The 23,265-nt window shown below is 61.1% G+C and carries 23 protein-coding genes; 11 read left to right on the top strand and 12 right to left on the bottom strand.

Annotation, left to right across the window (positions count from 1 at the left end):
* The first annotated feature begins 7 nt into the window (after positions 1-7).
* The gene (locus NJC40_RS12040; protein ID WP_253139511.1) at positions 8-1,339 is read left to right on the top strand and encodes a DUF58 domain-containing protein; all 1,332 of its coding nucleotides are present in this window, start codon (positions 8-10) and stop codon (positions 1,337-1,339) included.
* Positions 1,340-1,365: 26 nt separating this feature from the next.
* On the opposite strand, the gene NJC40_RS12035 is transcribed toward NJC40_RS12040, so the two are convergent.
* Complete coding sequence (locus NJC40_RS12035; protein WP_045494355.1) at positions 1,366-1,725, bottom strand: PilZ domain-containing protein; 360 nt, start codon at positions 1,723-1,725, stop codon at positions 1,366-1,368.
* 190 nt (positions 1,726-1,915) lie between these two features.
* Positions 1,916-2,290: a tetratricopeptide repeat protein gene (locus tag NJC40_RS12030; RefSeq protein WP_045488169.1), complete on the bottom strand. Its 375-nt coding sequence runs from the start codon at positions 2,288-2,290 to the stop codon at positions 1,916-1,918.
* Positions 2,291-2,468: 178 nt separating this feature from the next.
* On the opposite strand from NJC40_RS12030, the gene pyk reads away from it, so the two are divergent.
* Positions 2,469-3,920 carry a pyruvate kinase gene (pyk, locus tag NJC40_RS12025; RefSeq protein ID WP_253139242.1) on the top strand — a complete coding sequence of 484 codons (1,452 nt, stop codon included), beginning with the start codon at positions 2,469-2,471 and terminating at the stop codon, positions 3,918-3,920.
* 63 nt (positions 3,921-3,983) lie between these two features.
* On the opposite strand, the gene NJC40_RS12020 is transcribed toward pyk, so the two are convergent.
* The gene (locus NJC40_RS12020) at positions 3,984-4,934 is read right to left on the bottom strand and encodes an iron-sulfur-binding ferredoxin reductase (protein ID WP_253139245.1); all 951 of its coding nucleotides are present in this window, start codon (positions 4,932-4,934) and stop codon (positions 3,984-3,986) included.
* Between the two features lie 191 nt (positions 4,935-5,125).
* Between NJC40_RS12020 and NJC40_RS12015 the strand changes: the two genes are divergently transcribed.
* Complete coding sequence (locus NJC40_RS12015) at positions 5,126-6,649, top strand: fumarate hydratase (RefSeq protein WP_253113185.1); 1,524 nt, start codon at positions 5,126-5,128, stop codon at positions 6,647-6,649.
* Between the two features lie 434 nt (positions 6,650-7,083).
* Here the strand turns inward: NJC40_RS12015 and NJC40_RS12010 are convergent, their stop codons facing one another.
* From NJC40_RS12010 to NJC40_RS11995, 4 genes are all read right to left on the bottom strand, one after another.
* Positions 7,084-8,241 carry a phospholipase D-like domain-containing protein gene (locus NJC40_RS12010; RefSeq protein WP_253139248.1) on the bottom strand — a complete coding sequence of 386 codons (1,158 nt, stop codon included), beginning with the start codon at positions 8,239-8,241 and terminating at the stop codon, positions 7,084-7,086.
* A gap of 2 nt (positions 8,242-8,243) precedes the next feature.
* A complete protein-coding gene (locus tag NJC40_RS12005; protein ID WP_158497587.1) occupies positions 8,244-8,387 on the bottom strand; it encodes a hypothetical protein in 144 nt (47 codons plus the stop codon).
* 94 nt (positions 8,388-8,481) lie between these two features.
* The gene (locus tag NJC40_RS12000; protein WP_253139250.1) at positions 8,482-8,817 is read right to left on the bottom strand and encodes an amidase; all 336 of its coding nucleotides are present in this window, start codon (positions 8,815-8,817) and stop codon (positions 8,482-8,484) included.
* The gene (locus NJC40_RS11995; RefSeq protein ID WP_045488152.1) at positions 8,814-9,920 is read right to left on the bottom strand and encodes a serine hydrolase domain-containing protein; all 1,107 of its coding nucleotides are present in this window, start codon (positions 9,918-9,920) and stop codon (positions 8,814-8,816) included. The genes NJC40_RS12000 and NJC40_RS11995 overlap by 4 nt, the downstream gene beginning before the upstream one ends.
* Positions 9,921-10,127: 207 nt before the next feature.
* On the opposite strand from NJC40_RS11995, the gene olsB reads away from it, so the two are divergent.
* Entirely contained in the window at positions 10,128-10,883 is a 756-nt protein-coding gene (olsB, locus tag NJC40_RS11990) for an L-ornithine N(alpha)-acyltransferase (protein WP_045488149.1), read from the top strand.
* Positions 10,883-11,674: a lysophospholipid acyltransferase family protein gene (locus NJC40_RS11985; RefSeq protein ID WP_045488146.1), complete on the top strand. Its 792-nt coding sequence runs from the start codon at positions 10,883-10,885 to the stop codon at positions 11,672-11,674. The genes olsB and NJC40_RS11985 overlap by 1 nt, the downstream gene beginning before the upstream one ends.
* Here NJC40_RS11985 and NJC40_RS11980 read toward each other — a convergent pair.
* On the bottom strand, positions 11,605-12,231 hold the full coding sequence (locus NJC40_RS11980) for an acyl carrier protein phosphodiesterase (RefSeq protein ID WP_045488143.1): 627 nt from the start codon (positions 12,229-12,231) through the stop codon (positions 11,605-11,607). The two genes, NJC40_RS11985 and NJC40_RS11980, sit on opposite strands and share 70 nt — an antisense overlap.
* 163 nt (positions 12,232-12,394) lie before the next feature.
* Between NJC40_RS11980 and NJC40_RS11975 the strand changes: the two genes are divergently transcribed.
* Both NJC40_RS11975 and NJC40_RS11970 read left to right on the top strand, forming a co-directional pair.
* Positions 12,395-12,709: an ArsR/SmtB family transcription factor gene (locus NJC40_RS11975; protein WP_253139513.1), complete on the top strand. Its 315-nt coding sequence runs from the start codon at positions 12,395-12,397 to the stop codon at positions 12,707-12,709.
* Between the two features lie 49 nt (positions 12,710-12,758).
* Positions 12,759-13,808, top strand: a complete 1,050-nt coding sequence (locus NJC40_RS11970) for an alkene reductase (RefSeq protein WP_253139252.1) — start codon at positions 12,759-12,761, stop codon at positions 13,806-13,808.
* Here NJC40_RS11970 and NJC40_RS11965 read toward each other — a convergent pair whose 3' ends face one another.
* The 4 genes from NJC40_RS11965 to NJC40_RS11950 form a co-directional block, all read right to left on the bottom strand.
* The gene (locus NJC40_RS11965) at positions 13,809-14,339 is read right to left on the bottom strand and encodes a hypothetical protein (RefSeq protein WP_253139254.1); all 531 of its coding nucleotides are present in this window, start codon (positions 14,337-14,339) and stop codon (positions 13,809-13,811) included.
* Between the two features lie 371 nt (positions 14,340-14,710).
* Entirely contained in the window at positions 14,711-15,574 is an 864-nt protein-coding gene (locus NJC40_RS11960) for an ATPase (protein WP_253139256.1), read from the bottom strand.
* A 60-nt stretch (positions 15,575-15,634) separates the two neighbouring features.
* Positions 15,635-16,636, bottom strand: a complete 1,002-nt coding sequence (locus NJC40_RS11955) for an NAD-dependent epimerase/dehydratase family protein (protein WP_045488136.1) — start codon at positions 16,634-16,636, stop codon at positions 15,635-15,637.
* 70 nt (positions 16,637-16,706) lie between these two features.
* Positions 16,707-17,597, bottom strand: a complete 891-nt coding sequence (locus NJC40_RS11950) for a LysR family transcriptional regulator ArgP (RefSeq protein WP_253113159.1) — start codon at positions 17,595-17,597, stop codon at positions 16,707-16,709.
* Between the two features lie 93 nt (positions 17,598-17,690).
* Here NJC40_RS11950 and NJC40_RS11945 point away from each other — a divergent pair, with 93 nt between their 5' ends.
* The 4 genes from NJC40_RS11945 to NJC40_RS11930 all read left to right on the top strand — a co-directional run bounded on the left by NJC40_RS11945 (position 17,691) and on the right by NJC40_RS11930 (position 23,082).
* Complete coding sequence (locus tag NJC40_RS11945) at positions 17,691-18,293, top strand: LysE/ArgO family amino acid transporter (protein WP_253139258.1); 603 nt, start codon at positions 17,691-17,693, stop codon at positions 18,291-18,293.
* Between the two features lie 197 nt (positions 18,294-18,490).
* On the top strand, positions 18,491-19,072 hold the full coding sequence (locus NJC40_RS11940) for a superoxide dismutase (RefSeq protein ID WP_045488132.1): 582 nt from the start codon (positions 18,491-18,493) through the stop codon (positions 19,070-19,072).
* A 407-nt stretch (positions 19,073-19,479) separates the two neighbouring features.
* Complete coding sequence (locus NJC40_RS11935) at positions 19,480-21,531, top strand: putative bifunctional diguanylate cyclase/phosphodiesterase (protein WP_045488129.1); 2,052 nt, start codon at positions 19,480-19,482, stop codon at positions 21,529-21,531.
* Between the two features lie 189 nt (positions 21,532-21,720).
* On the top strand, positions 21,721-23,082 hold the full coding sequence (locus NJC40_RS11930) for an imelysin family protein (protein ID WP_253139260.1): 1,362 nt from the start codon (positions 21,721-21,723) through the stop codon (positions 23,080-23,082).
* Positions 23,083-23,265 lie beyond the last annotated feature (183 nt).

The raw sequence follows: 23,265 nt of genomic DNA, 5'->3' as shown, positions 1-23,265 counted from the left end.
CCAGCGACTGCGACCTGCGCTGCGCCTGTTGGGCGCGCTTGCCCTGCTGGCAAGCCTGGCTCTGGTGCCGGGCATACTGTCTGCGCTGGCGATCAGGGTTCCCGAACTCGCCATCACCCTCTACTGGGCGACCTTGCTGGCGCTGCTTGGCATCGCCTTGCTCGACGCCGTACGGGTTGCGCGCCTGCCCTCCCCGCGGCTGCAGCGGCATATGCCCGCCAGCCTGGCGCTGCGGCGCTGGAGCGACGTGCAACTGGAGGTGCAACACGACGCCGGCACAGTCATGCAACTGCGCATCTTCGACCATGTACCGGACGGGCTGGAATTTGAACACCTGCCACAAAACCTGAACTTGCCCCCTCAGCAGACGGCACGCCTGAACTGGCGTTTGCGTCCGCTGCAACGCGGGCGCTTCAACTTCGAACGCTGCGAGGTGATCCTGCACAGCCCGCTGCGGCTCTGGGAAAGCCGCCGTTACCTGGCCCTGCCTGACCCCGTCAAGGTCTATCCCGACTTTGCCCGTCTTTATGACGGACCGCTGCAGGGTATCGAAAACTGGTTGAGTCAGATCGGTGTGCGCCAATTGCAACGCCGTGGCCTGGGCCAGGAATTTCATCAGTTACGGGAGTTTCGTGAAGGCGACAGCCTGCGGCAGATCGACTGGAAAGCCACTGCCCGGCATCGCACACCGATAGCCCGCGAATATCAGGACGAGCGCGATCAGCAGATCATGCTGATGCTCGATTGCGGACGGCGCATGCGCAGCCAGGACGATGAGCTGGCGCACTTCGATCACGGCCTCAATGCCTGCCTGCTCCTCAGCCACATCGCCCTGCGCCATGGCGACGCAGTCGGCCTGTCGACCTTTGCCGGCGAACAGCAACGCCACCTGCCGCCCGGCAAGGGCCAGCGCCAGTTGAACCTGTTGCTCAACGCGCTGTTCGACCTGCAGAGTACCCGGCGCCCCGCTGACTACAACGCCGCTGTACAGCAGCTATTGAGCAGGCAGAAACGCCGTGCCCTGGTGATTCTGGTCACCAACCTGCACGATGAAGATGATGAACAACTGCTGTGCGCCGTACGGCAACTGGGCCAACGTCACCGGGTGCTGATCGCCAGCCTGCGCGAAAGTGTGCTGGACCGCCTGCGTGAAGAACAGGTCGAGCGCTACGATCAGGCGCTGGCCTACTGTGGTGCGGTCGACTTTCTCAACGCTCGCAATAGCCTGCACGAGCGTCTCGAAGCGCTAGGGATACCCGTGATCGATGTACGCCCCGAAGAACTCGGCGCGCATTTGATAAACCGCTATCTGGGATTGAAGAAAGGCGGCGTTCTATAACGCCGCACTCCCATGCCTGCTGTCGATCAGGCTGAAGCTTCCAGAGGATAGAAGCTGAAATAATGCTGCAGGCTGTGCATCAGATCGAAGTACTCCTGCGGCGCTTCCTGGATATGAAACCCCGAGTCATAACAACCCGGCGTCACGTCCTCGTGACACCACTGGCACGTCGCACTGACATCGACCATTCGAAAGCCGTCGTTGCCCGACGGCACTTTCAGACGCAGGTCGAAGCGCCCGCCCACCAGCATCGGCAAATCGCTGATGAGCATCAATCCATCTTCGGAGACGTTGCCCAGACACCCCATGGGTCGATCGGTATACCGATTGAACACCTGGAGAAAATACTGCAGCTCGTGCCGTTCTATTCTTCTGTCCTTAAGCATGGCAGCCCCTTCAATGACCACGGGTGGCATTCATGATGACGTTGTAAACGCTGCACGAGTGCCCCGGCCCGCTGCATGAAAATCCCTGGATGCAGGGCTTTTCAGCCCTTTCACTCCGTTAACACACAGACTAGCGCAATTTATATTTAGATCCACCCGATTACAGTACCAATCATCCAATCGGGTGTAACTAGCGTGAAGCAGGAAAAGTTTTCGCCGGCTCACGTTGCGGGTAGTGGCCCAGTTGCGCCAGCGTATCGAGCCGCGCCCTGGCACGGAACGCATATTCGTTGCCCGGATACTGGTTGATGATGAACAGATAGGTCTGCGCGGCATCGACATACAGTTTTTGTTTTTCCAGACACTGGCCACGCAGCATCGACACCTCAGGCTGCACATAACGGCGCGCCCGGCTTTGTCGATCCACCTTGGACAAGGACAACAGCGCACTGTCGCAGTCGCCACGGTCATAGGCGCGGTAAGCACTGTTGAGGTTGGAGTTCATCGCCCAACGGGTACAACCACTGACGGCGGCCAGCAACACGATAATCATCAAGATACGCATGGGTCATCTCCTGTTCTGTGCCTGATATCGGCGGCAATGCAAATTTCTTCAGCCCGCCTGATCAACCAGCTGTCAGACGATTGCCCTGTCTGATGACAGCAAGGTAGTGCAAAGGAACAATGACTACAGGTCCAGAGAGGAGTAGCCTCTCGCTGCGCTTCAATCAAGGAGTTTGTGCATGACCGTTCGCCGTACCAAAATCGTCGCCACACTGGGCCCTGCGAGTAACTCGCCGGAAGTCATCGAGCAACTGATCCTCTCGGGTCTGGATGTTGCCCGCCTCAACTTCTCCCATGGCACCCCGGACGAGCACAAGGCTCGCGCCAAGCTGATCCGCGAGATCGCTGCCAGACACGGCCGCTTCGTCGCACTGCTGGGCGACCTGCAAGGTCCGAAGATTCGTATCGCCAAATTTACCGACAAGCGTATCGAGCTCAAGGTCGGTGACAAGTTCACTTTCTCCACCGCTCACCCGCTGACCGATGGCAACCAGGAAATCGTCGGTATCGACTACCCGGACCTGGTCAAAGACTGTGGCGTGGGTGACGTACTGCTGCTGGACGACGGCCGCGTGGTCATGCGTGTCGATACCCAGACCGCCACTGATCTGCACTGCACCGTACAGGTCGGCGGCCCGCTTTCGGACCATAAAGGCATCAACCGCCTCGGTGGCGGTCTGACTGCGCCGGCCCTGACCGACAAAGACAAGCGTGACATCAAGCTGGCCGCCGAGATGGACCTGGACTACCTGGCCGTGTCGTTCCCGCGTGACGCCTCAGACATGGAATACGCTCGTCAGCTGCGCGATGAAGCCGGCGGCACTGCCTGGCTGGTGGCCAAGATCGAACGCGCCGAAGCCGTTGCCAACGATGAAACCCTCGATGCACTGATTCGCGCCAGCGATGCAGTCATGGTTGCCCGTGGCGACCTGGGCGTGGAAATCGGCGACGCCGAACTGGTTGGCGTGCAGAAGAAAATCATTGCCCATGCGCGCACCCACAACAAGGCTGTGATCGTCGCCACGCAAATGATGGAGTCGATGATCACCAGCCCGATGCCGACCCGCGCCGAAGTCTCCGACGTGGCCAACGCCGTGCTCGACTACACCGACGCGGTAATGCTGTCGGCAGAAAGTGCCGCCGGCTCCTACCCGGTCGAAGCCGTCCAGGCCATGGCACGTATCTGCCTGGGTGCTGAACGTCACCCAACCGGCAAAAGCTCCAAGCACCGCATCGGCGAAACCTTCACCCGTTGCGACGAGAGCATTGCGCTGGCCGCGATGTACACCGCCAACCATTTCCCTGGCGTAAAAGCGATCATCGCCCTGACCGAAAGCGGCTACACCCCGCTGATCATGTCGCGGATTCGCTCGTCGGTACCGATCTTCGCCTTCTCTCCACACCGCGATACTCAGGCCCGTGCGGCCATGTTCCGCGGCGTGTACACCATCCCGTTCGATCCGGCTTCACTGCCGCCAGGCCAGGTCAGCCAGGCTGCGGTAGACGAGCTGCTCAAGCGCGGGCTGGTCGAGCAAGGCGACTGGGTCATCCTGACCAAGGGCGACAGCTACCACACCATCGGTGGCACCAACGGCATGAAGATCCTGCACGTTGGCGACCCGCTGGTCTGAGACGGCTGCACGTTGTAGAAAAAAGCCCCGGCGCGTGAGCGACCGGGGCTTTTTCATGCGCACTCAGCGCACCGTATCGCCCGCCCCCAGAAACACATCCGTCAGTACCCGGTTACGGGCGACCCCGGCCAGGTAAAGACTCTTGGCAAAGGTCTCGGCACTGACGGCGCTGCCACAGACCAATGCCACGGCCTGACGCGCCAACAAACGCAGCTCAGCCAACGCTGCCTGCAAGTCGACCGCAGTGACCAGCCGCACCTGCAGCTGCGGATGCAGCTGCTCAAGCTGACGCAAATCATCGGCCAGATAGTGCTCGGTGCTGTCATGCGCCAGATGGATAACCTGAATGCTGCCTTGGTGCTGCTGACGCAAGGCCTCGCGCAACACCCCCCACAACGGCCCGAGGCCACTGCCAGCCGCCAGCAACAATAGGGGTCGCTCCTGCCAGTCCAGGTCATAGTGCAACGCGCCGCCGCGCAACTCACCCAGGCGCAGATGATCGCCAGGCTGCAACTGACGCGCAGCCGAACAAAAAGCCCCGCGATGGCGGCAATCGATATGAAATTCGAGAAAGGGGTCTTCGCCGGGCAGGCTGGCCAGTGAGTATGGTCGAGCGATGCCGTTGGCACTCCACAGCACTTGATGCTGCCCGGCGCGATAGCGTTGCATACGCTGCGGTTCCAGACGCAGACGCAACAGGTTGGCGCTGAGCCAGTCACAGCCGATGACCTGCGCCGGCATGCCGTCTTTCAAGGGGTCGAAGACTTCCACGGCAAGGTCGGCAACCACCCGACACTGACAAGCCAGGCGCCAGCCCTGCTCTCGTTTGGCGGCGGCCAGCGCCTCGGGGCGCGCATCCAGCGGCTCGCCTTCAAGGCAACGCACCAGGCAGGCATGGCAACTGCCTGCCCGGCAACTGTAAGGAATGGCAATCCCGGCCTGATGCAGTGCATCGAGCAGGTTACTGGCAACATCGACCGGCCAGCGCCGCTCACCAACTCGCAGATTGGGCATCGAGAATTCCTGACACCACCGGTAAAAATATCGGCGATTGTACAGGTTGGCTGGCCGGGCGGGTTATACTGCCGCGCCTTTTGCGCCCGCTACGACGTGAGCCCGAACGCACTGGACCGGCTCTAACCTGCCGCCAGCGCCACGCCGATTAGCGTAATCAATGTTCCCGACCCTGAAGAGGAGCGCGCTGCATGACCGTGATCAAGCAAGACGACCTGATACAGAGCGTTGCCGACGCCCTGCAGTTCATTTCCTACTACCATCCCGTGGACTTCATCCAGGCGATGCATGAAGCCTATCTGCGTGAAGAGTCTCCGGCAGCGCGCGACTCCATTGCCCAGATCCTGATCAACTCGCGCATGTGCGCCACCGGCCACCGGCCGATCTGCCAGGACACCGGTATCGTGACCGTGTTTGTGCGCGTGGGCATGGACGTGCGCTGGGATGGCGCGACGCTGAGCGTCGACGACATGATCAACGAAGGCGTACGCCGCGCCTACAACCTGCCGGAAAACGTCCTGCGCGCCTCGATCCTGGCCGACCCGGCCGGTAGCCGCAAAAATACCAAGGACAACACTCCGGCGGTCATTCATTACTCCATCGTGCCGGGTAATACCGTCGAGGTGGACGTTGCAGCCAAAGGCGGCGGCTCGGAAAACAAGTCGAAGATGGCCATGCTCAACCCATCCGACTCGATCGTTGACTGGGTCCTGAAAACCGTACCCACCATGGGTGCTGGCTGGTGCCCACCGGGCATGCTGGGTATCGGCATCGGCGGCACCGCAGAGAAAGCGGCAGTGATGGCCAAGGAAGTGTTGATGGAATCCATCGACATCCACGAGCTCAAGGCCCGCGGCCCGCAGAACCGCATCGAAGAGATCCGCCTGGAGCTGTTCGAGAAGGTCAACCAGTTGGGCATCGGTGCCCAGGGGCTGGGCGGCCTGACCACCGTGCTCGACGTCAAGATCATGGACTACCCGACCCACGCCGCTTCCCTGCCGGTGTGCATGATCCCCAACTGCGCCGCCACCCGTCACGCGCACTTCGTGCTCGACGGTTCCGGCCCGGCCGAACTGGAAGCCCCGTCGCTGGACGCCTACCCGGAAATCGTCTGGGAAGCCGGTCCGTCGGCCCGCCGCGTGAACCTCGACACACTGACCCCGGAAGAAGTACAGAGCTGGCAGCCAGGCGAAACCGTGCTGCTCAACGGCAAGATGCTCACCGGCCGCGATGCCGCGCACAAGCGCATGGTCGAGATGCTCAACAAGGGCGAAAGCCTGCCGGTGGACCTCAAGGGTCGCTTCATTTACTACGTCGGTCCGGTCGACCCGGTTCGTGAAGAAGTGGTAGGCCCGGCTGGCCCGACCACCGCAACGCGGATGGACAAATTCACCCGTCAGATCCTTGAGCAGACCGGCCTGCTGGGCATGATCGGCAAGTCCGAGCGCGGCCCTGCTGCCATCGACGCGATCAAGGATCACAAAGCGGTTTACCTGATGGCGGTCGGCGGCGCGGCTTACCTGGTGGCCCAGGCGATTCGCAAATCGAAAGTGGTTGCCTTCGCCGAGCTAGGCATGGAAGCGATCTACGAGTTCGAGGTCAAGGACATGCCGGTCACCGTTGCGGTGGACAGCAAGGGTGAGTCGGTGCACATCACCGGTCCCGCGATCTGGCAGAAAAAGATCAGCGACAGCCTGGCGGTAGAGGTGCAGTAAGCACTGCGTCAGAGTAGAGCCCGGCCAGAAATGGCCGGGCTTTTTTATGCCCGCCCGTCAGGGCCTGTCATTTCTGTCAGTAGACCTGCGCCGTGGCAGCCCGCACACTGGCGCCGCAGTGCTGGAAAAGTGTCAGGGATGACAAGCCCTTCTCCCTTCTGGTCAGGTCCGTCAGGTTATCGGGCGTGGCCGAGCAACAGGATAGTGCTGGCAACACTGGTGGTGTTGCTGCCAAAAGCGATCAGCTAGACCACTCGGGACAATGCGCATGGTCAGGCGTGTCTTGATCGGTGAACTGGTGGCCATCGGCAATGCCGAGAGGGAGAAGGCTCAATTGATTGACCTGCCGGCTGCAATGCCGTGCAGGAGCGATCCCGCGCCACCTCTAAAAACGTGGGCGATGGCAACGGCATAGCTCATCAGGCAACTTCGGTTCAACCACGCCGGTCCAGCAAATTGACCACCAGCCGGTCCAGCCAGCCCCAGACCCGCTGCTTGACTCGCCGCCACAGTGGCCGGGATTTCCAGTCAGCCAGGGTGACCTGTGCGCTGTTGGCAAAGTCGGCGGTGAAGCTGGCACTGACTTGTGCGGTGAGGACCGGGTCGATGGCTTCGACATTGGCTTCCAGGTTGAAGCGCAGGTTCCAGTGGTCGAAGTTGCACGAGCCAATGCTGGTCCAGTCGTCGATCAACACCATTTTCAGGTGCAGGAAGCACGGCTGGTACTCGAAGATTTTCACCCCGGCGCGCAGCAGTCTTGGGTAGTAACGATGACCTGCGTAGCGTACCGAAGGATGATCAGTGCGCGGCCCGGTCAGCAACAGGCGCACGTCCACGCCACGCAGCGCCGCCTTGCGCAAGGCCCGGCGTACGCGCCAGGTCGGTAGAAAATACGGCGTCGCCAGCCAGATACGGCGCTGGCCGCTGTGCAGGGCGCGGACCAGTGACTGGACAATGTCACGGTGCTGGCGGGCATCGGCATAGGCCACCCGCCCCAAGCCCTGCCCGGAGGTCGGTACCCTGGGTAAATGGGTGAGGCCGAAATTCTGCTCGGGTCGCCAGGCGGTGCGCCGTTCGTTGACGTGAAACTGCCGGTCGAACAACGCCTGCCAGTCGATCACCAGCGGCCCCTGAACCTGCACCATCACCTCATGCCACTGGCTGACCGGTTTGTGCGGCTCCCAGAACTCATCAGTGACCCCGGTACCACCGACTACCGCCAAGCGCTTGTCGACCAACAGCAATTTGCGGTGATCACGGTAGAAGTTACGCAAACCACGCTGCCAGCGTATCGGGTTGTAGAAGCGCAGGATAACCCCGGCACTCTCCAGACGCTGGCGCAAGTCGTTACCAAACGCCTGGGCACCATAGCCATCGAACAGACAACGAACGATAACCCCACGCTGCGCGGCAGCCGTCAGCGCCTGCACCACGGTTTCGGCACACGCGCCCGCCTCGACCAGATACAACTCCAGATCGACCTGCTGCACAGCGCTGTCGATGGCGGCCAGCATGCGTGGGAAAAATACCGGACCGTCGATCAGCAGTTCGAACTGATTGTCCTTGCGCCACGGAAAAATCGCACCGCCCATGCTCAGTGCGCCGCGAACATCAGCATGGCGCCCACCGGCATCGTGAAACGCGGCGCATCGAGGCCTGCGGTAAATGGCAACCGTAAGGATTCATTGTCTGGATACCCGTTGGCCTGGGCGGGCAAAAGACAAAGGCGTTCGAGCATGCAGACTCCGCAAAGAAAGGCAGTGACAGCCACCTTGAGGTGGCTTGTCTGTGCCTGTCAGACCACAGGCAAACCGCCCGGTTCGCTACCAGAACTACAGCAGACGACAGCCCTGTCGCTGCCCCAGCCACATGGCCCGACTGCTACGCCCCAGGCCACTGGCGGTCACGGTACGGGTTGCCTGATCTTCCTGCAAGGTGGCGGGCAGGTACTGTTTCACATAGCTGCGACAGTATTGGGCAGGGTTGCCCGTGACATAGCGGCACGAACAGTACTCCTTGGCAGTGTAGGCACTGATGATGTCGGGAAACACCTGGAGCGCGACCCGATGCTGCCATGCCCAGACCGCCAGCACGATCAGCACCGGCAGCACCGGCAGCACCATGCTCAATAACGGATGGCGGCGGATCAGGTTTTTCTGACGGCTCATGGGCGGGCCTGCGGGCCAAACGCGGCCAGTACATGGTTCAAGAGTTCAGCGTGCTGATAGCTGCCGTCCCGGTCGTCGCCATAACGCACCACTACCAGCCCGGCACTGGGGATCACATACAAGGCCTGCCCCCAATGCCCCAGCGCGGCAAAGGTATCAGCCGGTGCCTGTGGCCACGGCCCGGCAGCACCGGACGCGGTGCGGTTGAGCCACCAATGCCCGCCAATGACTTCGCTGCCCGCCTCGGCGTTATGACCGGCGAAGGGCGCCAGGACAAAATCGACCCAGGCCTGAGGCACCAACTGTCGCTGCTGCCAGCGCCCGGACCGCTGCATCAGCAAGCCGATCCGGGCCAGGTCGCGGGCGGTCATGTACAGGTAGGACGAACCGACAAAGGTGCCGCTGGCATCGCGCTCCCACACCGCACTGCTAATGCCCAGCGGCTCGAACAGCGCCGTCCACGGGTAGTCGGGGTAAGCCTGCTCGCCGACCATGCCCTTCAATGCTGCCGCCAGCACATTGCTGTCACCACTGGAGTAGCGCCATGCAGTACCTGGCGCCCAGGCCTTGGCATGGCTGGCGGTAAAACCGGCCATGTCTTGCCGGCCACGGGTGTAGAGCATCGCCACCACCGAAGAGTTGAGCGGCGCGTACTCGTAGTCTTCCTGCCAGTCGAGTCCCGATGACCAATGCAGCAGGTCGGCCAGGGTGACATCCGGGTGCGCCTTGAACGGCGGATAAAATCTTGCGACAGGGTCCTGCAAGCGCAACCGGCCTTCACCGAATGCCACGCCCAGCAAGGTGGCCAGCACACTCTTGCTCACCGACCAGGTCAGGTGTGGTGTGTTCACGCCGGTCACCCCGGCATAACGTTCGTAGACGATCTGCCCGTCACGGATGACCAGTAAGGCATCGCTGCGCACGCCTTTGCGCTCAACCTCGTCACGTGCAGGGAACGCGTAGCTTTCAAGCCCCCCAAGGGCCGGCGTTGCCACCACAGGCGCGCGGCTCCACTGCGCATCTGGCCACTGCTCGGCATGGCTGAAAGCGCAGGCGACATTCAAGACAAGAAGCAGGCCGAGCCTGACCAGGCGAGCTGCCATGAGGGAATGTTCCACTGGAGGTTTGCGCGACGTTAGCAACTTTTGATGACAAAACCGATTCGTCAAGACAAGGAAATGCGCCGTAACACAAGCATCACCAAATCTTCACGGGCATGACACGGCACCTCCCTAGCCTGCAAGTACAGCAATGCGCTTGGACAAATCAGTCGACCGGCCCCTTGCATGGCTGGCTCCCGGAGAGTTCGCATGACCCAGATTGCCCGCATCCGTGACAACAGTTCCGAACGTCGTCTGCAGGCCGAACGCCTGGCCGGGCCACGCGCCCTGCTCGAAGCCCAGGCACTGCGCTTCAGCGTATTCAGCGAAGAGTTCAACGCCCGGCTCAAAGGCGCTGAACAGGGCCTGGACGTCGATGACTATGATGTCCACTGCATGCACATCGGCGTACGCGACTTGAACACCGGGCGCCTGGTGGCCACCACCCGCCTGCTGGATCACAAAGCCGCCAGCACGCTGGGACGCTTCTACAGCGAAGAAGAATTCAGCCTGCATGGCCTGGCCCATCTGCAAGGCCCGATCCTGGAACTGGGGCGCACCTGTGTCGACCCGGCCTACCGCAACGGCGGCACTATTGCCGTGCTGTGGAGCGAACTGGCCGAAGTGCTCAACGAAGGCGGCTACAGCTACCTGATGGGGTGTGCCAGCATCCCGATGCAGGACGGCGGCGTACAGGCCCACGCGATCATGCAGCGGCTGCGCGAGCGCTACCTGTGCACCGAACACCTGCGCGCCGAACCCAAGACCCCGCTGCCGAGCATGGATGTACCTGGCAACGTGATCTGCGAAATGCCGCCCTTGCTCAAGGCCTATATGCGGCTGGGCGCGAAGATCTGCGGCGAGCCATGCTGGGATCAGGATTTCCAGGTGGCCGACGTGTTCATCCTGCTCAAGCGCGATGAGCTCTGCCCGCGCTACGCCCGCCATTTCAAGGCGGCCGTGTAATGAGCCGGCTGCGCAGCCTTGCGCGCGTGGCCCGGGTGTTGCTGGTGATCGGCGCCGGCCTGCTGCTGGCAACGCTGGTGGCGACACTCGAACGCCTCAGGCTCGGCGGCTCCATGCGTCTGCGGCAGAACTGCAGCCGCTGGTTCATGGCACGTCTGAGCAACGCCCTGCCGTTTCGCGTGACGGTACACGGTGAGTTGCCCCGCGAGCCGATGCTGTGGGTCTGCAATCACGTGTCATGGACCGATATTCCACTGCTGGGCCAACTGACCCCGCTGTCGTTTCTGTCCAAGGCCGAGGTACGCACCTGGCCCATCGCCGGCTGGCTGGCGCTCAAGGCCGGCACCCTGTTCATCCGCCGCGGCGCCGGTGACAGCCGCCTGGTGCAACGCCAGATGAGCGGCTTGCTGCAACAAGGCAGCCCGCTGATGATTTTCCCGGAGGGCACCACCACCGATGGCCGCGCCTTGCGCACCTTCCATGGTCGTTTGCTGGCCAGTGCCATAGAAGCTGAAGTGGCTCTGCAGCCGGTGGCCATTGAATACCGCCGCGATGGCCAACCCGATCCGATTGCGCCGTTTATCGGTGATGATGACCTGCTGTCACACATCCGCCGCCTGTTCGCCAACCCACAGAGCGACGTGCATATTCACCTGCTCAAGCCGATTGCCAGTAGCGGCCAGGAACGTGCCGCCCTGGCCTACCAGGCGCAACAGGCGGTTCAGCACGCGCTGTTCGGTACGACCAGCGAAGACGTCACCGTCGCCGCCTCGTCGGCCAAAGCGGCCTGAGCAAATGCCTGCAAGTATGGGTAGAAGGTCTTGAAGTCGGCGCTCAAGGGCCGGTACAAGCCAGGCAACTCACGCATGGCTTCGTAAAGGCCCGCAGGCCGCGACAGGCGCCGGGCGATGCCACTCAAGGCCGCCTCAACGACCTCATAATCGCGGTATGACCCCAACCAGTCCTGCGCCGCCATGCGCGGTGCCACCAACGCCAGCCGCTCTGGCAAGTCGGGCTCGGCAGCCAACAGACCATAGACCTTGCCGGTAAAGTCATCCAGCGACTCATCGGCATACTGAGCCCAATCGCGGGCCAGGCAATGGTCGAAGAACACATCCAGCGCGATCCCGGCATAGCGCCGATTGCCTTCAGTGAACCGGGCCAATGCTGCCTTGATCAAAGGGTGCTGGTCAGTAAAGACATCGATGCGTCGATGCAGGCGAATCGAAGCCTCCAGCTCCGGAGCAAAACGCCCGGCCAGGGTTCCTTTGACGAAATCACCGTACAGGCTGCCAAGCAGTTGCGCTGGACGCTGACCGCCAACATGAAGATGTGCGAGGTAGTTCATGGCTGCAAGCCTACGCCGGTTTAGCGCCAGGGTCACCTCTATATCGTCATAACCCGATATACCGATTTATGCCGTACTTAGTCACTCTGGATATTTGTACATCGCGATACAACGATATATGGTTCTCGCTACCGAGACGCACCGCAGCACTCTCAAAATGACCCTGAACATCGACCTCGACGAAATCATCAAAGCCCTGGCCCACCCGGTCCGCCGCGACATTCTCGTGTGGCTCAAGACCCCCGAGGCGTTTTTTCCGTCCCAGCAACATTGCCATGAGCATGGCGTATGCGCCGGGCAAATCGATCAGCGCACCGGGCTTTCGCAATCGACCGTGTCTGCGCACCTTGCCACCTTGCAACGCGCCGGCCTGATCATCAGCAAAAAGGCCGGCCAGTGGCATTTCTTCAAACGCAATGAAGACACCATCCAGGCGTTCATTGCCGCGTTGGTTCAAGAGCTCGACAACCCGGGCTGAACAGCGTGTTTTGAAAAACCAACAGATTAACCATTAGAGGGTTTCGTGCATGACTACACTCTTTGACCCGATCACCGTGGGCGAGCTGCAACTGCCCAACCGCATCATCATGGCCCCATTGACCCGTTGCCGCGCCGACGAAGGCCGGGTACCCAATGCAATGATGGCCGAGTATTACGTGCAGCGGGCCTCGGCGGGCCTGATCATCAGCGAAGCCACTTCCGTAACGCCGATGGGCGTGGGCTACCCTGACACCCCCGGCATCTGGTCCAGCGACCAGGTGCGCGGCTGGAGCAATATCACCAAAGCGGTGCACGGCGCCGGTGGCCGTATCGTGGTGCAGTTGTGGCATGTCGGGCGCATCTCGCACCCCTCTTATCTGAACGGTGAAGCCCCGGTGGCGCCCAGCGCGGTTCAGCCAGCCGGCCATGTGAGCCTGTTACGCCCGCAGGCAGACTACCCGACACCGCGCGCCCTGGAACCGGCCGAAATCGGCGACATCATCGACGCCTATCGCAGTGGTGCAGAGAACGCCAAGGCCGCAGGCTTTGACGGTGTCGAACTGCATGCCGCCAACGGTTACCTGATCGACCAGTTCCTGCAAACCAGCACCAACCTGCGCACTGATCGCTACGGCGGTTCGCTGGAAAATCGTGCACGCCTGCTGCTGGAAGTCACCGATGCGCTGATCGAAGTCTGGGGCGCAGGCCGGGTCGGTGTGCATCTGGCACCGCGTGCCGATGCTCACGACATGGGCGATGACAACCTGACCGAAACCTTCAGCTATGTGGCGAAAGAACTGGGCAAGCGCGGCATCGCCTTTATCTGCTCGCGCGAGCACGAAGCTGCCGACAGCCTGGGGCCGCGCCTGAAAAAGGATTTTGGCGGGGTGTACATCGCCAATGAGAAATTCACCAAAGCCAGCGCCACCGCCTGGCTCGAAAGCGGCAAGGCGGATGCCGTGGCCTTTGGCGTGCCGTTTATCGCCAACCCGGACCTGACCGAGCGGCTGGCGCAGGATGCCCCGCTAAACCAGGCCAACCCGCAGACTTTCTACGGCAAAGGTCCGGTTGGCTACATCGACTACCCGCGCCTTTGATCACACGACAGCCTCGAACAGGGCTGCCACCTGGGCAGGGTCGATCACCCCCAGCTCATTGCCTTCGACATCGGTCACGGTGCCGTCCGGGTACAGCCAGCGGTCAAGGCCATTGGCATCGGGGTAAAAGATCGGCCCGCCCTGCTTGCGCCAGCTACCGTCCGGATTTTCAATATCGCCATTGGGGTACTGCCTGATCCCGTCGGGGTGCAGGAGGGTGCCGTCGGCATATTGCACCGCCCCATTGGGGTGGGTGGCGGCCTGAGCCTGCTTGTCGATAACGACACCATCGGGTAACACCACGGTGTCGCTGTCAGGAAAGACACTGCCAACCGGATACAACACACCAGCCACTGTCGCTGCATTGGCCAGGATACCGGTAACGTTCAGAACGTTTTCCAGCGGCGCCGGGCGGGCAGGCAATTCAGGCAGCGTCGAGGCATCCAGCCGGTTATGCGGCGTACCGCTGACCATGGGCAGCATGCCCGGCGTGGTGATCGAGCGGGGGGGTGCCTTGCGCGGTGCAGGCACCGGCGCCCTGTTTTCCGGTTTTGGCGGGATGACAAGGCGGGTCCCGACAATGGCGGAATCTGGCGTCTGGCTACCAGGACGCTGAGTGCCAGGGGTTGGCCTGCCCCCTGGCGGCAGGGGCCTGGGCGGCTGGCCGGTCGCAGCCCTGGGTTTGGGCGGCGCAGGCGTCGGCGAAACAGACGGTTTGGGCTTGCCAGGTGGTATGCGCGGGGCGAGGCGTTTATTGAAGCGGTTGATTGCACTGGGTCCTTTCATCGTGAAGCTCCATCTGGTTGAGGATGGCCGCACGATAAAACACCCTGTCTGACACGGTGCGCTACATATGTAACGCACCGCCAATTACTGCAATCAATTCAATGCTTGCGGGCCCATCACTGCCCGGACCCGATGCGCTGCGACAGATTCTGCACCTGGCTGGTCAAGGCATTGATGTTACGGGTGACCTGAGTGCGGAACGCATCGAACTCGGCGTTATTCGGACCATTGCCAGCGCTCGGCGCCGGACGGTTCTCCTGCTCGCTCTTGAGCACCAGCAGTTCCTGCTCCAGACGCTCGATGGCAGCCGTGGAACTGCCCTGCTTCTTCAACGCTGCTACGTCGGCAGCCAGCGCCTTGAGCTGGGTGTCGAGCTTGCCCTGATCGCCTTGCGCCGCCTTGAGTTGTTCGGGCAAGGCGGTCTTGAACGCGTTAAGGTCGGCCAGCAACGTCTTGAGCTGCTCCTGCAGCTGGCTCAGTTCGCTCTGCTGCTGGGTCGCTTGGCCACCTAGCTGCTCAAGGCGCTTGTCCAGGCTGCCCTGCTGGCCCTCGGTGCTTTCGCGCTGTTTTTCCTGGTCTTGCAGTTGCGCTTCCAGCAGGCCCAGACGCTGCTTGAGGACTTCGCCATCGCTGCTCAGCGCTTCGGTGGCCACCATCTTGCCGGAGATATCCTGCAGGCGGCCTGCCGCGTCTTCGCTGATCCTGGCAAAGCTCTCCTGGGTTGCCACCAGTTGCTGCTCCATCAGCGAAATCTGCTGAAAGCTCCACCAACCCAGGCCACAAAAAGCGATTACCAGCGCGCCTATCAGCGCCCAAAGCGCACCGGTGCTGGCGGGCCTGACCTTGACCACTGGCGTGTCACGGGAATACACCGTGGTGCGCTCACGGGCGCCTTTGGCCGTTACGAAGTCGTCATCGTCATCATCCCTGGCACTCAGGCTGGGGATGTCATCGATGTCGTCGTGTGGATCGTTACGCATACTCAATCCTTAAAGTGGTCCAGCCCGAGGCAGTATAAATGCCCGAATACGGCGCTACGGTTAATAGCCTTGATACAGATGCCCCGCCTTTGACCAGGCACAGAACTCATCGAGCGCCGACCACAGGCTGATCTGCGGGTCATAACCCAGATAATGCCGGGCACGGCTGATATCTAGGGTGAAATCCTTGCTCATCATCTGCACCCCCAGACGTGACATCGTGGGTTCCGGCTGGCCAGGCCAAAGCAGGCACACGGCCTCGTTGAGCATCGCCATACTGCTGGCCAGTCCGACAGAGCGGTAGCGCCTGACCTGCGGTAACTGCATCTGGCGCATGACGTAGTTGATCGCATCCCAGAGCGGCACCGGCTGACCGTTGCTGATGTTGTAGACCTGCCCCAGGGCCGCATTGCCGACTTCAAGGCAACGCAGCAATGCCTGGTTGAGGTTGCCGATGCTGGTGAAATCCGCCACGTTCAAACCGTTACCGACGATCGCCAGGCGGTTCTTGGCCTGCATTTTTATCAGTCGCGCAAAGATACTGTGATCGCCAGCGCCCGTCACCAGCCGGGGACGCAGGGCGATGGTCTGCAAACCAAACTCTTGGGCGCCGAAGACCTTTTGCTCCGCCAGGTACTTGGTGGCGGCATAGGCATTGGCAAACCGCCGCGGCACCTGATCTTCCTTGAGACCGCGGTGCGAGCGCCCATCAAAACAGATCGACGGCGAAGACAGATGGACCAGCCGCCGGACTTTTTCTTTCAGGCAGGCTTCGACCACATTTTCGGTCAATTGCACGTTGGCCTGCATGAACGCCTGGCGCCGCCCCCAGAAGCCCACCGCACCGGCGCAATGCACAACGCTATCGACCTCCTTGCACAGCGCCCTGACCCGCTCGGCATCAGCCAGATCAGCGGGCATGAACTCGGCCCCCAGGCTGATCAGTTGCTCAACGGCCTCACTGCGCCTGGCAGTGACCCGTACGTCGAGCCCCTGCTCCAGAGCGAACCGCGCAAAGCGCCCGCCAATGAAGCCGCCCGCGCCGGTGACCAGAATCTTCATCTACCTATCCTTTCAACCCAAACCTGGAGAGAAACCTAAAACAAGGGTGCAGTGACGCTCTATAACGCCATCACGGCACCAGCCACTGGCCAGACTGTCGGGCCAGATGCTCGGTAAGCCGGTTCAGAAACTGGCCGCCATTGCGCCAGTGATGCCAGTACAGCGGCACTTCGATACTGTGCCCGGGCAACAGATCCACCAGTTGCCCGCCGCGCAACTGTTCGACCACTTGCAGATCAGGCACCAGCCCCCACCCCAGTCCGGCCTCCAGCATACGCACGAAGCCTTCCGAGGACGGGCACAAATGATGCTCGAAACTGTCGTGCAGACCAAGTGAGGCCAGATAGCGATGCTGCAAGGTATCGTCAGGGCCGAAGACCAGCACCGGTGCCTGAATCAGCTTCGCCGCTTCGATGCCATCGGGAAAATGCCGGGCGATAAAGCGCGGGCTGGCCAACGCCAGGTAGCGCATTGAACCCAGCCGCAGGCTGCGGGCACCGGCCACCGGCCGCTCGCTGGCACACACACAGGCTGCCACTTCGCCGGCGCGCATGCGTTTGAGGCCCACCTCCTGATCCTCGACCACCAGGTCCAGCATCAACCGATGGGCGATACAGAACTCACCAACCGCCGCCGCCCACCAGGTGGCCAGGCTATCGGCATTGAGTGCGATACGCAGCCGCTCGGGCAGGCCGTCTTCATCCAGGCTGGGAACCTGGCCTTGCAGGTCGCGCTCCAGCAAGCGCACCTGCTGGACATGGTTGAGCAGGCGCCGGCCTATATCGGTTGGCCCCGGCGGCGTAGTGCGCACCAGCACCGGCTGACCGACGCGCGCCTCCAGCAGCTTGATGCGTTGTGAAACAGCTGACTGGGATAACCCCAACACCTGCGCTGCGCGCTCGAAGCCGGCTTGTTCGACCACTGCTGCCAGCGCCGCGAGAAGCTTGTAATCGAACATCATTTTTCCTAATGAGTGATGACGATGATTGATTTTTCTTATACAGGCAATCTGCGCAGAATCGCCAGTCAAAACCCGGATCTGGACACTCTCATCATGTGGCAAAGCTATTTTAACGGCCTGCTGGTCGCCCTCGGCCTGATCATGGCGATCGGCACCCAGAATGCCTTTGTTCTGGCCCAGGGATTGCGCCGTGAGCACCATGTGCCGGTGGCATTGCTGTGCATCTTCTGCGATGCGGTGCTGGTCGCCGTCGGCGTGTTCGGTCTGGCCAGCGTACTGATGCAGAACCCCACCCTGCTGACCGTCGCCCGTTGGGGCGGGGTGTTGTTTCTCACCTGGTATGGTTTGCAAGCCTTGCGCCGCGCCTGCGCCCGACAGAGCCTGGCGCACGGTGCCGGTCAGGGGACGCGCTCGCGGCGGGCAGTGCTGCTCAGCGCGCTGGCCGTGACACTGCTTAACCCCCATGTGTATCTCGATACCGTACTGTTGATCGGCTCGCTAGGGGCCCAGCAGAGTGTGCCGGGGGCTTATGTTGCCGGCGCTGCCAGCGCATCGCTGATGTGGTTTTCCGCACTGGCGATCGGGGCTGCATGGCTGGCGCCCTGGCTGGCCCGCCCAACGACCTGGCGGCTGGTCGACCTGATGGTCGCGGTGATGATGTTCAGTGTCGCCATACAACTGGTACGCAATGTTTGAATCGTTTATAGGATGCATTGGATACGCCAGCGGAACCTCTATTCCATACAGTTGTTACGTGGTTAAGCCGCAGGCCCGGTGCTATGATCCGGGACCTGCGCCGCATAAGAGTGGAAAACTCCCGGCGCAACGTTGTTGAACGGCCGCACCGTGAGCGGCCCAGCGATTGACGCACTCGACCTGAAAGGAGATAGACCATGGCTTTTGAATTGCCGCCGCTGCCGTATGCCAAAGACGCACTGCTGCCGCACATTTCCGCTGAAACCCTGGAAATTCACCACGACAAGCACCACAACACCTACGTCGTGAACCTGAACAACCTGGTCCCTGGTACCGAGTTCGAAGGCAAGACCCTGGAAGAAATCATCAAGACTTCTTCGGGAGGTATCTTCAACAACGCGGCCCAGGTCTGGAACCACACTTTCTACTGGGAATGCCTGTCGCCAAATGGCGGCGGCGAGCCTACCGGCGCACTGGCCGATGCCATCAACAGCTCGTTCGGCTCTTTCGAAAAATTCAAGGAAGAGTTCAGCAAGGTCACCATCGGCACCTTCGGTTCCGGCTGGGGCTGGCTGGTCAAGAAAGCCGACGGCAGCCTGGCGCTGGCCAGCACCATCGGTGCCGGCAACCCGCTGACCAACGGCGACACCCCGCTGCTGACCTGCGACGTCTGGGAACACGCTTACTACATTGACTACCGCAACCTGCGTCCAAAGTACGTTGAAGCGTTCTGGAACCTGGTCAACTGGGACTTCGTGGCTCAGCAGTACGCTGCCTGATTCCCCGCTCCCCCAACAAAAAAACCCGGCGCGTCCGGGTTTTTTGTTGTCCGCATTTTGGCACCCTTTTTTGCGCCTTGGCGCACACCGGTGACCGCCGGACGCTCTGGCAGGCGGGTTATGAAAAAAACGGGAAAAAGATTGAGCAGCCCGTCACAGACTAGAATAGAGGCACACTTTTTAGCTCATCAGAAAGCGATAGCGTAGTAATGTCACTTTTTGTATTTTGCTGGTTCCCGCTCAAGTTCCATACCTGTGTGTCCGACACAGTGATATGCCCGACTCCCGCAAACCGGTCGGCATACGTCGCGAGTGGGCGAGCCTGATGAGTCGCTCCTTGAACCACAGGCAGTTCGAATGGTTATCGAAGAACGCTAGGTTCCCGAAACGGATTAAGGAATGACCACTTGAAGCTGGAACTCAAACACAGCCTGTCAGTGAAGCTCTTGCGCGTCGTACTGCTTTCAGCGCTGCTGGTAGGCGTTGTGTTGAGTTGCGCCCAGATTGTCTTCGATGCCTACAAGACGCGGCAGACGGTCGCCGCCGATGCCGAACGCATCCTTGATATGTTTCGCGACCCGTCGACCCAAGCGGTGTACAGCCTGGACCGGGAAATGGGCATGCAGGTCATTGAAGGTCTGTTTCAGGACGCTTCGGTGCGCCAGGCCTCAATCGGCCACCCCAACGAGACCTTGCTGGCCGAAAAGGAACGCCCCCTCAAAAGTTCGTCCAGCCGTTGGCTGACTGACCTGATTCTTGGCCAGGAACGCAGCTTCACCACCCAACTGACCGGCCGTGCACCGTACAGTGAATACTACGGCGACCTGCGCATCACCCTTGACACCGCCCACTATGGTGAAAGCTTCCTGACCAGCGCCTTGATCATCTTCCTCTCCGGGACGTTGCGCGCACTGGCCATGGGGTTGGTGCTGTATCTGGTCTATCACTGGATGCTCACCAAACCGCTATCGAAGATTATCGAGGCACTGACCGAGATCAACCCTGACCGGCCAAGCGAACATCAGCTTCCTCAATTAAAAGGCCACGAAAGAAACGAGCTGGGCCTGTGGATCAATACTGCCAACCAGTTGCTGGCCTCCATAGAGCGCAATACTCATCTGCGCCATGAGGCGGAAAACAGCCTGCAACGCATGGCCCAGTACGACTTTCTCACCGGGCTGCCCAACCGCCTGCAATTGCAGCAGCAACTGGATCAGATTCTGGACGCCGCCGGCCGCCAGCAGCACCGCGTGGCGGTGCTCTGTGTCGGCCTGGATGACTTCAAGGGTATCAACGAGCAATTCAGCTATCAGGCTGGCGACCAGTTACTGCTGGCCCTGGCTGATCGTCTGCGGACCCACAGCGGTCGGCTGGGGGCACTGGCCAGGCTGGGCGGCGACCAGTTCGCACTGGTCCAGGCGGATATTGAACAGCCCTATGAGGCCGCCGAGCTGGCTCAGAACATTCTCGATGGCCTGGAAGCTCCCTTTGCGCTGGAACAGCAGGAAATCCGCCTGCGCGCCACCATCGGCATCACCCTCTATCCAGAGGATGGCGACAGCACTGAAAAGCTGCTGCAAAAAGCCGAACAGACCATGACCCTCGCCAAGACCCGCTCACGCAACCGCTATCAGTTCTATATCGCCAGTGTCGACAGCGAAATGCGCCGTCGCCGCGAACTGGAAAAAGACCTGCGCGAAGCCTTGCCGCGCAACCAGCTGTATCTGGTCTATCAGCCACAGGTCAGCTATCGCGATCATTCGATCATGGGCGTTGAAGCCCTGATCCGCTGGCAGCACCCGGAACACGGCATGGTCCCGCCTGATGTGTTCATTCCGCTGGCGGAACAGAACGGCACGATCATCGCCATCGGTGAATGGGTGCTCGACCAGGCCTGCCGTCAGTTGCGTGAATGGCACGATCAAGGCTTCTGCGAACTGCGCATGGCAGTCAATCTGTCGACCGTACAGTTGCACCACAGCGAGCTGCCGCGGGTGGTCAACAACCTGCTGCAAATCTACCGCCTGCCGCCACGCAGCCTGGAGCTGGAGGTCACCGAAACCGGCCTGATGGAAGACATCAACACTGCCGCACAACACCTGCTAAGCCTGCGCCGCTCCGGCGCCCTGATTGCCATCGACGATTTCGGCACCGGTTACTCATCACTGAGTTACCTCAAGAGCCTGCCGCTGGACAAGATCAAGATCGACAAGAGCTTCGTGCAAGACCTGATCGATGACGATGATGATGCGACCATCGTGCGCGCCATCATCCAGCTGGGCAAGAGCCTGGGCATGCAGGTCATCGCCGAGGGGGTGGAAACCGCCGAGCAGGAAGCTTACGTCATCTCCGAGGGTTGCCATGAAGGCCAGGGCTACTACTACAGCAAGCCGCTGCCGAGTCGTGAGTTGCTGGCTTATCTGAAGCAGGCCAGACGCAGCAGTGCGCCAGCGTTCTGAGTCCCGCTGATAGACACCTCTGGCACACTGTATCCCGCCATCTTGTAAACATTAGTTACATCCGTTTGCGACCAACACGAATGTTTACCGGCGTTATGCCTTTACACCGAATGCAAATCTTTCGCATCATGTCGCAGTTTTCAGGGCGCCCGGCGCCCTCCCCCCCTTTCCCAGACGCAGGATTTCGTCATGATTCGTACGCCCCTGGCTTATGCCAGTCTGCTGGCCATCGCTATCTCTCTCGCCGGTTGCGGCGAAGGCAAGGACAAAGCAGCAGCGCCAGCCGCCAGCCCCGCTCCAGCCACTGCACCGGCCGCAGCGACTCCTGCTGCCGCGCCGGCAGCCGCTTCTGCCTCGCAACTGGACGAAACCGCTGCCAAAGCCGTAGTCGCCAACTACGCCGGTATCGTTTATGCGGTGTTCAGCGACGCCGAAGCCGGTGCCAAGAAGCTGCAGACGGCAATCGACGAATTCCTCGCCACCCCGAACGACAAGACCCTCAAGGCCGCTCGCGATGCGTGGCTGGCTGCGCGGGTGCCTTACATGCAGAGCGAAGTGTTCCGCTTCGGCAACACCATCATTGATGACTGGGAGGGTCAGGTTAACGCCTGGCCGCTGGACGAAGGCCTGATCGACTACGTCGCCAAGGATTACCAGCACGCGCTGGGCAACCCGGGCGCCACCGCCAACATCATCGCCAATACCGAGATTCAGGTAGGCGAAGACAAGGTAGACGTCAAGGAAATCACTGCCGAGACGCTGGCCAGCCTCAATGAACTGGGCGGTTCGGAGGCCAACGTTGCCACCGGCTACCATGCCATCGAATTCCTTCTGTGGGGTCAGGATCTGCACGGTAACGGCCCTGGTGCCGGTGAGCGTCCGGCCACTGATTACCTCGAAGGCGCTGGCGCCACCGGCGGCCACAATGAGCGTCGCCGCGCCTACCTGAAGGCGGTGACCGAGCTGCTGGTAACCGACCTCGAAGAGATGGTCAACAACTGGAAGCCGGGCGTTGCTGACAACTACCGTGCAACCCTGGAAGGCGAGTCCGGCGAAAACGGTCTGCGCAAGATCCTGTTCGGCATGGGCAGCCTGTCGCTCGGCGAACTGGCCGGCGAGCGCATGAAAGTCGCGCTGGAAGCCAACTCCAGCGAAGACGAGCACGACTGCTTCAGCGACAACACCCACAACTCGCATTACTACAATGGTCTGGGTATCCGTAACGTCTACCTGGGCGAATACACCCGTGTCGACGGCACCAAGATCAGCGGCCCGAGCCTGTCGTCGCTGGTCGCCAAGGCCGATGCAGCCACCGACACCACCCTGCGCGCCGACCTGGACAGCACCCAGGCCAAACTGCAGGTCCTGGTTGACCGCGCGAACAAGGGCGAGCATTTCGACCAGTTGATCGCTGCCGGCAACACCGAAGGCAACCAGGTGGTGCGTGACGCCATCGCAGCCTTGGTCAAACAGACCGGTGCCATCGAGCAAGCCGCTGGCAAGCTGGGCATCACCGACCTGAACCCGGATAACGCCGATCACGAATTCTGATCACGTTGCAAGGTGCGTCATCCAATGCCGGTCAGTTCGCTGACCGGCATTTTTGTTTGTGAACACGCTTACTGGCCGCGTCAGGCTGCGACCTTTCTGCAAATACTGTAGGGCTATTCCTAAAGCACCTACAGCCCATTGCCCGCCTGCGCATCCCTGACGACTATCGCGCTTCTCGCATTT

The sequence above is a fragment of the Pseudomonas sp. 21LCFQ02 genome (genome assembly GCF_024129895.2).
Taxonomy (GTDB): domain Bacteria; phylum Pseudomonadota; class Gammaproteobacteria; order Pseudomonadales; family Pseudomonadaceae; genus Aquipseudomonas.
The sequence above is the reverse complement of the archived record's forward strand: the minus strand, read 5'-3'. Positions and strand labels throughout refer to the sequence as shown.